Below are 13,861 nucleotides of genomic sequence, written 5' to 3'. Positions count from 1 at the left end.
CGCCATGCGACGTGCGATAGAGGACCGATTGAGCGAGCAACACACCAATACCGAGGGCAACCAGCACGACGGCGAGCACGCCGACGTCTACGATTTCCAGGCCATTCAAGACAAATGGCTTCCGGTATGGGACGAACTCAAGCCGTTTGCGGCAGGAAAAGCCGGCGACCCGCGCCCGCGCAAGTACATCCTCGATATGTTTCCCTACCCCTCAGGCGACCTGCACATGGGTCACGCAGAGGCGTTCTGCTTCGGTGACGCGGTTGCGCGCTACTGGCGCGGCCAAGGATTCGACGTGCTGCACCCGATCGGTTGGGATTCCTTTGGCCTCCCCGCCGAGAACGCGGCAATCAAGCGCGGCATCGACCCTCGCGAGTGGACCTACGCCAACATCGACCAGCAGAAGACCAGCTTCCGCACCTACGCGCCATCCTTCGACTGGGACCGCGTGCTGCACACGAGCGACCCAGAGTATTACAAGTGGAACCAGTGGTTGTTCCTGAAGATGTACGAAAAGGGGCTTGCCTACCGCAAGGCCAGCTGGGTGAACTGGGACCCGGTAGATCAGACGGTTCTTGCAAATGAGCAGGTACTCGACGACGGCACCTCGGAGCGTTCTGGCGCGGTTGTGGTCAAGAAGAAGCTCACCCAGTGGTATTTTAAGATCACCGATTACGCTGATCGGCTGCTTGACGACCTCAACCAGCTCGAAGGCTCCTGGCCCTCCAAAGTGCTGAGCATGCAGCGCAACTGGATCGGCCGTTCTATCGGTGCAGAAGTTGATTTTGAGGTTGAAGGCTACGACGAGAAGGTCAAGGTTTTCACGACCCGCCCCGACACGCTGTTTGGCGCGACCTTCATGGTGGTTGCCCCGGATGCCGACCTTGCCGCCGACCTTGTGACCGGTGCTACGCCTGAGATTCAGGCTGAGTTTCAGACGTACCTCACCGCCGTCCAGAAGACGAGCGAGGTTGACCGTCAGAGTGCCGAGCGCGAAAAGACCGGTATGTTCATCGGTCGTTACGCGATCAACCCCGTCAATGGCGAACGCCTTCCCATCTGGACAGCCGACTACGTGCTTGCCGACTACGGCCACGGCGCGGTCATGGCCGTGCCAGCGCACGACCAGCGCGACCTCGACTTCGCGAAGACCTTCGACCTGTCAATTCGCATCGTGGTTGACACGACGCAGGCCGTTACCGACGTTGTTCCTGTTATCGCGCTTGACGACAACGGCGACCCCATCGAACCCTTCGACATCGAGAGCATCGACCCTGCCGTTACCGGTAAGGCACTCGGCGGCGAAGGTCGCCTGACCAACTCCGGCCCACTCAACGGCATGAGCAAGAGCAACGCCATTAAGAAGGCAATCGAGCTGCTCGAAGAGCGGGGCACCGGTCGGGCCGCAAAGACCTACCGCTTGCGCGACTGGCTCATCTCACGCCAGCGCTACTGGGGCACGCCCATCCCGATCCTGCACGGTGAAGATGGCGAACTCATTCCTGTTTCCGAAGACCAGCTGCCAGTGAAGCTGCCGTCGAGCGAGGGCCTTGACCTGAAGCCAAAGGGAGCGTCGCCACTCGGGGCTGCTGAGGCTTGGGCATCCGTCACCGACCCAGACACCGGCCGCAAGCTGCGCCGCGACCCAGACACCATGGACACATTTGTTGACAGCTCGTGGTACTTCCTTCGCTTCTTGTCGGCTCAGGACAACACTCAGGCCTTCGACCCCGCAGAGGCAGATAAATGGGCCCCCGTTGACCAGTATGTTGGCGGCGTTGAGCACGCGATTCTGCACCTGCTGTACGCGCGCTTCATCACCAAAGTGCTGTTTGATCTTGGTTACGTCAACTTCACCGAGCCCTTCAGTGCAGTGCTCAACCAGGGTATGGTGTTGCTCGATGGCTCCAAAATGAGCAAGAGCAAGGGCAACCTGGTCGAGTTCGACAGCGAGCTCAAGCAGCACGGAGCTGACGCGCTTCGCCTCACGCTCGCGTTTGCCGGTCCGCCAGAAGAAGACATCGACTGGGCGGATGTCTCGGTGCAGGGCTCCGCTAAGTTCCTTGCCCGCGCCTGGCGCGTGGCCAAGGATGTCACGAGCGCCCCAGACGCTAACTGGAGCAAGGGCGATCAGGCGCTTCGCCGCCACACACACCGCTTCCTCGCAGAGGTTCCCGGGCTCTCAGAGTCGTTCAAGTTCAACGTCGTGATCGCGCGCCTTATGGAGCTCACAAACGTGACCCGCAAGGCGATCGACAGCGGCGCTGGGCCAGCCGATCCCGCAGTGCGTGAGGCAGCCGAGGTTATTGCCGTTGCGCTCAACATGTTTGCGCCGTACACGGCGGAAGACATGTGGAATCGCCTTGGCTACCCGGCTACGGTTGCGACTGTTACCTGGCGCAAGGCCGACCCCACCCTGCTGGTGGCAGATCAGGTGACGGCCGTGGTTCAGGTTGATGGCAAGCTTCGTGCCAAGCTCGAAGTCTCTCCGAAGATCTCTGGCGACGATCTGAAGGCTCTGGCGTTGGATGCCGAAGGTATTCAGCGCTCACTTGCTGGGCGCGAAATCGTGAACGTGATTGTTCGCGCTCCGAAGCTCGTGAATATCGCCACGAAACCCGCTGAATAGGCAGGTTTTCATACGTAGGCTGGTCGGGATTCTCCTCCACAGAATCCCGACCAGTCTTTTTTTCCACCGTTCCCAACACCCCTCGTTCCACCACATCCTCTCTCCCTAGCCTGGTCTCATGACCAGCACACTTCCCCCGCTCACCGCGGTTCGACGCCGGCTTGGCCTCGAACCCACCGCCGACTCACCTTCGCAGGTTTTCGCAGATTCGCTCGGCGTGCAGCCAGGTGATTCGCGCCTGCCGCTGCCCTTGCCGCTGTCGTTGCCGCTGCCCTCAACGCCGCCGTCAGAGCCGCCATCAATACCGCCGTCCAGTTCGCCCGGTAGATTCCACGCAACAGTCCACGAAGCCGCTGACCTTCCCGTCTCAATTCCCGATTTTTCCCGCCCTCGACGCGACGGCGTTGCGTCCTCCGGCGCCAAGCACGTCGCTGAGGGGGAGGAGAGCGTCGTTGATGAGACGTTCCGCCTAGCTGAGGTGTACCCGTCGGCGTCGCCAATCGCAACGCGCGCCCCATCGGCGACGACGGCTTCGCGACGGGGCAACGCCGAACGATATTTGACGCCCGAGTCATCGGTCAACACAGCACCGGTCGACACAGCACCGGTCGACCCAGCATTTGTCGGCGCCTCGTCGGCCGATACCGCGTTGGTCGGCTCATCATTTCCAAGAACAGCGTCGGTCGACCCGGCATTTGTTGGCACGGCGACCTCCCGAGCCACCAGCCGAATCTCGCAGGTGCTCCACTCGCCACGGCAACTGAGCAAGATGAGCGCCTGGGCAGCAACCGTGGTGTTTGTGCTTGCAATTGTCGTCTCAGCGGTCATCGGCATGGTTCACGATCGCTCTGCGGCGGTTGCCACGGGTGACACACCCCTACCGCCCCCGGCAGGTCATAGCTCCGCATCGCCAGATCAAGATAGGTCGGCATCCACCGCCCCGCCGCCAGACAACATCGAAACGGCTGACGCAAGCGTTACCGATCCGCAACTCTATATCCATGTGCTCGGTCACGTTTCCGCACCTGGCCTCGTACGACTTGAGCCAGGCAGTCGAGTCGTTGACGCGATCGACGCAGCAGGAGGAATGCTTGACACCGCGGAGCCCGCCTCGATAAATCTCGCTCGGCTCCTGAGCGATGGCGAACAAGTGGTCGTACTCGCTGTGGGTGAAACACCTCCTGCCCCGGTGGTCGCCGAATCGTCGGGCAGTGCAACTGCCGGAAGCGGTCAGCTCGCGCTCGTGAATATCAATACCGCAACCACTGAACAACTCGAGACTCTTCCGCGGGTAGGTCCTGCTCTTGCCCAGCGAATTATCGATTGGCGCGAGACCGAGGGGCCGTTTGGGGCAGTTGACGATCTGCTCAGCGTGACGGGTATCGGAGACAAAACTCTCGACGGGTTCAGAGCCCAGATCACGGTTTGAGACGGTGAAACGGTTACCAACATCCGGCAGCTCGGTCCAGCCGGTCGCCAAGACGAGCATTGACGCCGCAGTAGCAAACCTCGATCTGCGTCTTGTCTGGCCCGCAATTGCAATGTGGGCCGCGAGCTTGGGTGGTACCACCGGCCTCGACCTTGCTGTTGTCTCAGGTGAGTTGGTTGCTTGCTCCGGCTATGCGGCTTTTGGCATTGGTGCTGCGCTCTTACTTCGACGAGTTGTGTGGCGGCATCAGCAAAGAGCGTTCGATCGCCGTTCTACTCCGAGGCTCCTCGTCAAGAGGCTCAACTTCCACGAGATCCCATCTCGTGAAATCGTCTGTCGTCAGCCGCGGCTTGCCCGTTTTTGGGCCGACTGTTGTGCCCGCGGGCGCGTAGCCGCGAACAGCGGGTTGACGAACCAGCCTGGCACCCACTCGATGATGATTGTTGTGTGCGCGCTCGTCGGACTGACCTGCATACACACAGCAGCAAATGAGCAACAGCGCCATCCTCCCTGGCTTCGCTCCGCAGAGGCGGCGGTGGTTCACGCCACATTTACCGTTTCAGGAGACCCAACGATACGAAATCACGCATTCGGCGCATCCGGCTGGGTTTCAGCAACGCTTGACGGCATCCGGCTGACGAAGTCGCCTGGTGCCGCTGAGAGCAACAGGTCGCTGAAGTCACCGGTTATTCTGTTTGGCACCGAGCAACAACTTCGCGAGGTATCGATCGGCAGCAGGGTCACCGGTACGGTCCGGCTCACCCCCTCAGACTCCGCAGGGCGGGTCGCCTACGTCGCCAACCTCTCCTCCGGCCAAGTAGCGGTTGTGCCACCTGGGCAGCCGCTCTTGGGTGTGAACGCCCTCCGACGCACCTTTCGAGAACACCTGCGTGCGCTCCCGGGAGACGGCGCCGCGCTCCTTCCTGGTCTGGCGTTGGGTGATACCTCCCTTGTCTCCGAACCTGTTGACGCCGCAATGAAGGCAAGCTCGCTGAGTCATCTCACCGCGGTATCCGGTTCAAACTGTGCCGTCATCGTCAGCATCGTGTTGGTTGTTGCGCGCAGATTCAGGTTGCAGCGCGTTGCGCGACTCTGCCTGGTGCTGCTGGGGCTTTGTGGGTTTGTGCTCTTGGTGACACCCGACTCAAGCGTGTTGAGGGCAGCGGTGATGTCAGTAGTCATCCTGGTCGCGACGACCTCGGGACGTCCTGGTCGTGGCGTTTCCTCGCTCTGCGTTGCGGTTATCGTTCTGCTCGGGTTCGACCCACGTATGGCTGGTGACTACGGATTCATACTGTCCGTACTGGCAACGGCATCCATTCTTGTCTTGGCTCCCCGGCTGACGCTGCTTCTTGAACGGTGGATGCCGCCGGTGATTGCCCAGCTTGTTTCAATTCCGGCGGCCGCTCAGATTGCCTGCCAGCCGGTGCTGCTTCTCTTACAACCGGTCATTCCGTTGGCTGGCATCGTTGCCAACGTTTTGGCCGCTCCTGCCGCACCAGTCGCAACCGTCGCTGGTCTTGTGGCCTGCCTTGTGTTGCCCGCAGTTCCCTGGTTGGGAACACAGATTGTAGACATCGCAATCTGGCCAGCGTCATGGATCGTTCAGGTCGCAAAAGCCACATCGGGTCTGAGCTGGGGGCAACTCGACTGGCCCCAGAGCTGGTGGGGGTTTGGCCTCCTCGTTGCTGCGATTGTGTGCGCCGTTGTGGCCCTCATGCGTCGAGGGAGCTTCAGAAGTCTCCAGTCCTTACAACGAACCGCTGCCGTCACCTCGGTCTGCGCACTCCTCATCGGGAGCACAATCGGCACCTCGAATGCGGCGAGGTGGCACAGCAGCCTGACCCGGCCGCAAGACTGGGATTTTGCGCTGTGTGACGTTGGTCAGGGTGATGCCGCGTTAGTCCGTTCAGAGGGGCACATCATTCTGATTGACACGGGTCCATCCGTCGAAGCGCTCACCGCCTGCCTTCGGTTGCTTAGCGTTGACCACATTGAACTGCTGGTACTGACTCATTACGACGTTGATCATGTCGGGGCCGTCGACGCGGTGATCTCGATGACACAGCACGCGATGGTCGCGCCGCTCCTTGAACAGGGCGATCAAGTTGTTCGAAGCAAGCTGGAAGATGCCGGAGTAGAAATTATCGAAGGGCACGCCGGGCTCAGCGGCAGCTTCGGGGCGGCAACCTGGCAGGTCCTCTGGCCAGTTGTTGCTTCGAAGCCACCCGACGCTCAGCCGCAACAGGGCGCGGCTGGGGCGTTCGTAGGGGAGCGAGACGGCAACGCGCAGAGCGTCACGCTCGACGTTCGTACTCCACACGGCCGCGGGGTCTTCCTTGGTGATCTTGGCGAATCAAGCCAATCGCGGCTCCTTCGATACGTTGACCTGTCCGACGGCCCGCCCATCGATATTGTGAAGGTCGCACATCACGGATCACGGGATCAGAGCGCTCGTTTGTATCGACAGTTAGGGGCAACCTACGCGGGCATCTCAGTCGGGGCAGACAACGGTTACGGGCACCCAACGCTTGCCGCGCTAGACATGATGGCCGCCGCCGGAAGCTCAGTGCTCCGAACCGACAGACAAGGCACCATCGTGCTCAGCGCTGATCGCGACGGCGGCGACCACAGGAACCAGCCGTGGTCAGTCTGGCAGAGCCGAACGTCGGCCGATCCATCGCCTGAATCAGCAGGCCACCCAAGGTCTCCCGCAGAACACATCCGGATAGCTGCAGAACTCGTCTTGGCCGCCGGCTTCGGGCCGCACGAGGGTCGAGGCCAAGGCTCGGTAGTCGGTAGGATAAGGGGGTGGCAGCGGCAAAGAGCGGGGCAAAACCCAAAAGCAAAGCGGATGTAAAGATACCGCAGCTTGACTGGAGTGCCATCCGGCCAGAGCCCGTTGTGCTGGTCTCAGGAGCACAAGCGTTCCTCGCAGATCGTGCCATTCGACTCCTGCGAGAACTACTCAAAGCAGAAGACCCATCCATCGAAGTGCACGATGTCTCTGCCGACGCCTATAACGCCGGCGAACTCATGACGCTTGCGAGTCCATCACTGTTTGCGGAACCGCGGCTCATTCAGGTCTCAAACGTCGAAAAATGCACGGATGCATTCCTTGCCGACGCCCAGGCCTACCTCAAACAACCCGCCGACGACACCTACCTTGTGCTTCGGCACGGCGGTGGCACCAGGGGCAAAGCCCTGCTCGACGCGGTACGCCGCGGCGAAGGTGCGGGCATCGAAGTCGTTTGTGCGGAGATCACCAAAGACACCGAACGCTACGCCTTTGCTCAGGCAGAGTTCCAGCGCGCCGGGGTCAAAGTCACGGCGGGTGCCCTTCGGGCGTTGGTCACGGCATTTGCTGACGACATCGGCGAGCTCGCCTCCGCCTGTAGCCAGCTCATGTCAGATTCCAGTGCCGAGATTACGGAACAAACCGTCGATAAGTACTACGGCGGGCGAGTAGAAACCAATGCATTCCGCGTTGCCGACACTGCCATTGCCGGACGCGCTGGCGAGGCCCTCATCCTGCTGCGCCACGCGCTGGGAACGGGAGCAGAGCCCATACCATTGCTCGCGGCGTTTGCGATGAAACTGCGCACCATGGGCCGCGTGTACGGCGTACGAGGTTCGGGCGCGCAGCTGGCCGGCCAACTCGGCATGGCGCCCTGGCAAGTTGATAAGGCTCGGCGCGATGTTGACGGTTGGACCGAACATGGTCTCGCCGAATGCGTCAAAGCGATTGCTAGCACCGATGCCCAGCTGAAGGGGGCCAGTAGGGACCCCGTCTACGCCCTCGAAAAGATGGTGCTGCTCGTGGCCCACAAGGGCCGCCAGCTGTCCTGAGGTCTCGTCGCACAAGTCCGTTGCATCCGCCGAGTCCTTTTGGGCACAAAAAAGCCCCGCCGAGGCGAGGCTGATTTGTCAGAAGCGCAGCTGCTTAGAGCGCTGCAACCTTCTTGGCGAGAGCCGACTTGCGGTTCGCAGCCTGGTTCTGGTGAATAACACCCTTGCTTACGGCCTTGTCAAGCTTCTTCGAAGCGAGGCCGAGGGCGGTGGTTGCCTTCTCTTTGTCGCCAGCAACTACAGCCTCGCGGGTAGCGCGAACAACCGTCTTGAGCTCGCTCTTGACGGCCTTGTTGCGGTCCTGGGCCTTCTTGTTGGTGCCGATGCGCTTGATCTGCGACTTAATATTTGCCACGTTGGGTACGTCTTTCGTTTGGTGTCTGTCAATGATCCGCCAGGTGTGAGAGGCACCCACCGGTTTCGTGCGGAAAATCCACACGCAAGCCAACAAGCAACACTACCAGTTATGAGGTGCAGATTCCAGTGCAACTGCTTCGGCGCGTCGCCAGCTGTTGTGTGGGCAGCGTGTGTGGGTCGCATCCGCGGGTAGCATCATTGACGTGATGATCGATTCCGAACGATGCCCATGCCTGAGCGGCGAAACCTACGGCGCCTGCTGTGGCCCAATGCATGCGGGCGCAAAGACTGCCCCAACGGCTGAGCGGCTCATGCGCTCGCGCTACTCCGCGTTCCTTGCGGGTGACGCGGCGTACCTGCTGAAGACCTGGCATCCGGCAACCCGCCCAGAGGAGCTCGTGATGGAGGACGGCCTTCGCTGGCTTCGCCTCGATATTCTCGACACGGTTGGCGGCTCACTGTTCGAAACAGAGGGCGTTGTTGAGTTCAGGGCGCTGTACAGCTCGATCCCGGAAGACGGAGAGCCGGCAGAGCGTGGGATGCTGCACGAGCGCAGCCGCTTCATCAAGCTCGACGGCGAATGGGTCTACATGGATGGTGAGATCCGTTCCTAGCCGACACTCATTTGCGTGCGGCTACCCAACTCATGACCGCGCGTCGCGGGCAGTAATGCGGGTGGCAGGTCGCTCAGTAGGGTGTGACTAAGAGGTGCGCGCCCGAGCAAGAGGCTCGAGTAAGAAGTACACACCCGAGCGAGTAGAACGCGCCCGTGGCGGGGCTTTAGCGGTTCCCGGTCCGATGTGGGAGAATTACTCACGATGTCCCCACGATCTGTAAACCCGCCGATTCCCGCTGCCACCGACCCAGCGATTATTCGTAATTTCTGCATCATCGCGCACATCGACCACGGTAAATCCACCCTGGCCGACCGCATGCTGCACCTCACCGGTGTCGTCAGCGACCGCGATATGCGTGCGCAGTACCTCGACCGCATGGACATCGAGCGCGAGCGCGGTATCACGATCAAGAGCCAGGCTGTTCGCATGCCGTGGGAGTTTGAGGGAACCAATTACGCCCTCAACATGATCGATACTCCGGGTCACGTTGACTTCACGTATGAGGTATCCCGGTCGCTTGCAGCCTGCGAGGGCGCGTTGTTGCTGGTGGATGCGGCGCAGGGCATCGAAGCCCAGACTCTGGCAAACCTGTACCTTGCAATGGAGAACGATCTCACGATCATCCCGGTACTCAACAAGATTGACCTCCCAGCAGCCGATCCCGAGAAGTACGCAAAGGAGCTGGCCAACCTCATTGGTGGCGATCCCGAAGACGTGCTGCTGGTTTCTGGAAAGACGGGTGTTGGGGTTGAGGCCCTGCTCGACCGGGTGACGCAGATGGTTCCCGCTCCCGTTGGTGACGTGAACGCTCCGGCAAGAGCCATGATTTTTGACTCGGTCTACGACGCCTACCGTGGCGTGGTCACGTATGTTCGTATGGTTGACGGCTCACTGAAGCCTCGCGAGAAGATTCAGATGATGTCGACCCGTGCGGTGCACGAGCTGCTTGAGATTGGCGTGAGCTCGCCAGAGCCGAAGCCGTCGAAGGGGCTTTCGGTTGGTGAGGTTGGGTACCTGATTACCGGCGTGAAGGATGTGCGTCAGTCAAAGGTTGGTGACACTGTCACGACCAGCCAGAAGCCAGCAGAAGAGGCGCTTCCCGGATATACCGACCCGAAGCCTATGGTGTTCTCTGGTGTGTACCCGATCGACGGTAGCGATTACCCCATCCTTCGTGACGCCCTCGACAAACTCAAACTGTCTGATGCCGCGCTCAACTACGAACCAGAAACCTCCGTTGCGCTTGGCTTCGGCTTCCGCATCGGCTTCCTCGGTTTGCTGCACCTCGAGATTATTACTGAGCGCCTTCGCCGCGAGTTTGACCTTGACCTCATCGCCACTGCGCCGTCGGTTATCTACGAGGTCACCACCGACGACAAAAAAACCATCACGGTGACGAACCCAAGCGAATTCCCCGGTGGCAAGATTCTTGAGGTCCGGGAGCCAGTTGTGAAGGCTGCCATCCTCGCCCCAAAGGATTACGTTGGTGCGATCATGGAGCTGTGCCAGAGCCGCCGAGGCACGCTGCTTGGCATGGAATACTTCGGTGAGGATCGCGTTGAGCTTCGCTACAACATCCCACTCGGTGAGATCGTATTTGACTTTTTTGATCATCTGAAGAGCCGCACGCAGGGCTATGCAAGCCTCGACTACGAGCCAGCTGGCGATCAGGCTGCAGACCTCGTGAAGGTTGACATCCTCTTGCAGGGTGAGCAGGTTGACGCGTTTAGCGCGATTGTGCACCGTGAGAAGGCGTATGCCTACGGTGTCCTGATGACTGAGCGCCTCAAGGAGCTGATCCCGCGTCAGCAGTTTGAGGTTCCCATTCAGGCGGCTATCGGGGCCAGAATCATCGCGCGTGAGAGCATCCGGGCGATTCGTAAGGACGTGCTCGCCAAGTGTTACGGTGGCGATATCTCTCGTAAGCGCAAGCTGCTTGAGAAGCAAAAAGAAGGTAAGAAGCGCATGAAGATGGTGGGCCGCGTAGAGGTTCCCCAAGAGGCATTCATTGCCGCACTGTCGGGAGACACCGAGACGAAAGACAAGAAGTAGTGGCTCGGCGTCGATCGACGCACGACGAGCTGCCGGTTACCTACGGTGCCGTTGGCGCATCCCGCGACCCAGACATCATGCGGTTTCCTCCTGCCGGTTCAACGCCGAGTGAGGATGCCGTTCGTCTCGGTAGCGGGTTCGAGCGCTTCCGGTTGGCGAGCACGACCCTGATGACGTGGGGCGCGCAGCGAGCAGCTGGCGCCGACGTGAGCGACATTGAAGCAGGAACCGGAACGCAGTATGCCGGCGTGCTCTTTGATGACGACGGGCATCCGCTTGCCATCGCCGAGCGCGAAGAACAGCTGTTCTCCGCCGAGGGCGTTTCCTTCATCACTGCTGGGCAATCGGCGACACTCACCTGGGGCTCGGATGCCAGGCGCGTCCGAGTTGTCTACGTGGTTTCCGAGCCGCGTCAGGTTGGCTTTGCCTACGGAACCATGGATGATTCCGGTCCGGTCGGCGAGGAACTCTACACTGTGCAGCACCGCGACGACGACTCGGTGTGGGCGGTGTACCGTGGCTTCCACGAGATGACCAAGTCGCTGTGGAAGAACCCGCTTCGGGCTGGGGCCGTTCGTGGCGCTCAGGACCGTGCGCGCCAGCAGCTGCGCGCGTTGCTTCCGGTTCAGACCGTGCTGGCAGCTGCCGAAATTGAGACAGAAGATGACGGCACCGGCTCGTCGAATATCGTCGCTACTTCCTCAGAGACCGCTACGAGCCCTGAGCCAATTGTTGTGCCACTCGAGGCGGAAGCGGTTGAATCGCTGCCGACCGACGGGCCCACAACATCCGAAGAGCCTGCAGCTGGCGACTCGCCCGCAGACTCCAACGACGCGCGGTAGGGCCGATGCCCTCCGCGTTGCCAGAGGGGTTGCCTGCCCCGAGTGACGGACGCCTTCCCGCGTCCGCGAAAGATGAAGCGCTGACCCGGAATTTTGGCGTGTACGTTCACGTCCCGTTCTGCCGTGTTCGCTGTGGATACTGTGATTTTAATACCTACACGGCCGAAGAACTGAGGGGCGCAAAGCGAAGCGATTACGCGTCGCTCGCGCAGCGGGAGCTTGGCTTTGCACAGCGAGTGTTAACGGCATCCGGCGTGCCTGATCGACCCGTGAGCACGGTCTTTTTTGGGGGCGGAACACCGACGCTGTTGCCTGCGGATGATCTTGTGCGTGTGCTTGGCACGATCCGCGATCAGTGGGACATCGTTGAGGGTGCCGAGGTGACGACCGAGGCGAATCCAGATTCCGTCGACCGAGCCTACCTTCAGACTCTTAAAGACGGCGGCTTCAACCGCGTGAGTTTTGGGATGCAGTCAGCCGTACCGCACGTTCTTGCTACGCTCGACCGCACTCACAACCCTGAGCGAGTTCCGCTTGTGGTCGAGTGGGCTCGCGAAGTTGGGCTCCAGGTGAGCCTCGATCTCATTTACGGGACGCCGGGGGAGTCACTCGACGACTGGTCCGCCTCCCTCGACATGGCGCTGCAGTGCGCGCCAGATCACCTGTCGGCCTACGCCCTCATTGTTGAGGAGGGCACTAAGCTGGCCGGACAGATCCGCCGCGGGGTATATCCGGAGCCGGACGACGACCTGCACGCTGACATGTACGAACTTGCAGATGCCAGGCTCCGTGAGGCCGGCTACGACTGGTACGAGCTCAGCAACTGGGCGAAGGGCCCAGAGTTTGAATCGAAGCATAACCGTTCGTACTGGACAGGCGAGGACTGGTGGGGAGTTGGCCCCGGAGCGCACAGCCATATCGGTGGCGTGCGATTCTGGAATGTCAAGCATCCATCTCCCTACGCCGACCGGGTCAACCAGGAGATTTCCCCGGCAGCCGGTCGCGAGATTCTGGATGCCGAGACCCGTCGCGTTGAGAGCGTGCTGCTGCGCGTCCGACTCGCTGAGGGCCTGCCAACAAACGAGCTCACGGCAGACGGTCGGAAGGCCGTTGCCGGGCTGATCGCCGATGAGCTTGTTGACCCAGCTACTGCCTTTGCCGGGCGCGTTGTGCTCACGCTGCGCGGTAGATTGCTGGCGGATGCCGTTGTGCATCGGCTGCTTCCGCTGAGCTTGTAGGAACGGGTTGGCGCGGTGCGCGCCGTAGCGGTGGGCGAGGGGAATGTTGATTCGGCCGATGCTGTGCCGGCCCCACGGGGCTGCATGCACGACTCATCGATAGCCGAACAGTAACCTATTCACCTCGTGGTGCCGCCTGCGGCTGCTGCTGGGCATGATGCTGCGTCACCTGCGGTGCTGCGTGTGCCTGGCCGGATGCCCACATCTTCGTCTGCAGTTGGGCGTTGAGGAAACGATCTTGCTCGCCGAGCTGCCACAGCTGAAAGTGCCAGAGCTGGGCCGCGGCGCCGGGTCCGAATCGCTGCTCAACTGACGAGGTGTTGTACGCCAACGTGATGCACTGAACCGAAGGGAGAACAAATACGATCACGATGAGGACAACAAGGGATATCGGGAGTGCGCTGGTGCTACTGCCCGCTTCGATTTGAGCGAAGCTCACCGGAATGATGCAGAAGAACGCTCCGATGACGGGTGCGACAATGCCAACGAGGATTCCCTGCAACATCACGCCCCTCACCGATGGGAAGCGGGTGCTGAGTCGCCGAACGAGCAACACATTGGAAACCGCCGACACAATCAGAAGGAGAACGCCAACAGCGATGAAGGCGACGCCGATCGTTGTGACGGAATATAGTGCGACCCAGGCCAACTGAGCTCCAACGATGAGAACGATCGCCATGATCGTCACCGCAACAACAGAGCCAAGGTTGTTGAGTCGTTTTTGCGCCAGGAGGTGGCCGCGGGCAAGATCTGGGGCGAAACTTGGGGAAGCCTGTTGCATAGGAAAACTTTAGCGCGCACGCGTAGAACGACCGAAGTTGGCGTTAGCGTTTCCGGCCGCTGGCGCA

General features: G+C 60.8%; 10 protein-coding genes. 8 read left to right on the top strand and 2 right to left on the bottom strand.

Annotated features, from left to right (window positions below; genetic code table 11):
• Positions 1-28 precede the first annotated feature (28 nt).
• The 4 genes from leuS (at position 29) to holA (ending at position 7,907) form a co-directional block, all read left to right on the top strand.
• On the top strand, positions 29-2,629 hold the full coding sequence (gene leuS / locus FHX76_RS04410; protein WP_243848578.1) for a leucine--tRNA ligase: 2,601 nt from the start codon (positions 29-31) through the stop codon (positions 2,627-2,629).
• 118 nt (positions 2,630-2,747) lie between these two features.
• Positions 2,748-4,058 (top strand): ComEA family DNA-binding protein, encoded by a 1,311-nt coding sequence (locus FHX76_RS16220; protein WP_243848577.1) that lies wholly within the window; start codon positions 2,748-2,750, stop codon positions 4,056-4,058.
• 4 nt (positions 4,059-4,062) lie between these two features.
• Entirely contained in the window at positions 4,063-6,918 is a 2,856-nt protein-coding gene (locus FHX76_RS04400) for a ComEC/Rec2 family competence protein (RefSeq protein ID WP_167148288.1), read from the top strand.
• Positions 6,870-7,907 (top strand): DNA polymerase III subunit delta, encoded by a 1,038-nt coding sequence (gene holA, locus FHX76_RS04395; protein WP_167148286.1) that lies wholly within the window; start codon positions 6,870-6,872, stop codon positions 7,905-7,907. Before FHX76_RS04400 ends, holA begins: the two co-directional genes overlap by 49 nt.
• A gap of 94 nt (positions 7,908-8,001) precedes the next feature.
• On the opposite strand, the gene rpsT is transcribed toward holA, so the two are convergent.
• Entirely contained in the window at positions 8,002-8,262 is a 261-nt protein-coding gene (rpsT, locus tag FHX76_RS04390) for a 30S ribosomal protein S20 (RefSeq protein WP_167148284.1), read from the bottom strand.
• A gap of 208 nt (positions 8,263-8,470) precedes the next feature.
• On the opposite strand from rpsT, the gene FHX76_RS04385 reads away from it, so the two are divergent.
• The 4 genes from FHX76_RS04385 to hemW all read left to right on the top strand — a co-directional run bounded on the left by FHX76_RS04385 (position 8,471) and on the right by hemW (position 13,013).
• Complete coding sequence (locus FHX76_RS04385; RefSeq protein ID WP_167148282.1) at positions 8,471-8,878, top strand: YchJ family protein; 408 nt, start codon at positions 8,471-8,473, stop codon at positions 8,876-8,878.
• A gap of 204 nt (positions 8,879-9,082) precedes the next feature.
• Positions 9,083-10,933: a translation elongation factor 4 gene (gene lepA / locus FHX76_RS04380; protein WP_167148280.1), complete on the top strand. Its 1,851-nt coding sequence runs from the start codon at positions 9,083-9,085 to the stop codon at positions 10,931-10,933.
• Complete coding sequence (locus tag FHX76_RS04375; RefSeq protein WP_167148278.1) at positions 10,933-11,775, top strand: DUF1990 family protein; 843 nt, start codon at positions 10,933-10,935, stop codon at positions 11,773-11,775. The genes lepA and FHX76_RS04375 overlap by 1 nt, the downstream gene beginning before the upstream one ends.
• A 5-nt stretch (positions 11,776-11,780) precedes the next feature.
• Positions 11,781-13,013 (top strand): radical SAM family heme chaperone HemW, encoded by a 1,233-nt coding sequence (gene hemW / locus FHX76_RS04370; RefSeq protein ID WP_167148276.1) that lies wholly within the window; start codon positions 11,781-11,783, stop codon positions 13,011-13,013.
• A gap of 115 nt (positions 13,014-13,128) precedes the next feature.
• Here the strand turns inward: hemW and FHX76_RS04365 are convergent, their stop codons facing one another.
• The gene (locus FHX76_RS04365) at positions 13,129-13,794 is read right to left on the bottom strand and encodes a hypothetical protein (RefSeq protein ID WP_167148274.1); all 666 of its coding nucleotides are present in this window, start codon (positions 13,792-13,794) and stop codon (positions 13,129-13,131) included.
• Between the last annotated feature and the right edge of the window lie 67 nt (positions 13,795-13,861).

It is taken from the genome of Lysinibacter cavernae, assembly GCF_011758565.1.
Taxonomy (GTDB): Bacteria; Actinomycetota; Actinomycetes; order Actinomycetales; family Microbacteriaceae; genus Lysinibacter; species Lysinibacter cavernae.
This window is presented reverse-complemented; position numbering and strand designations above follow the sequence as displayed.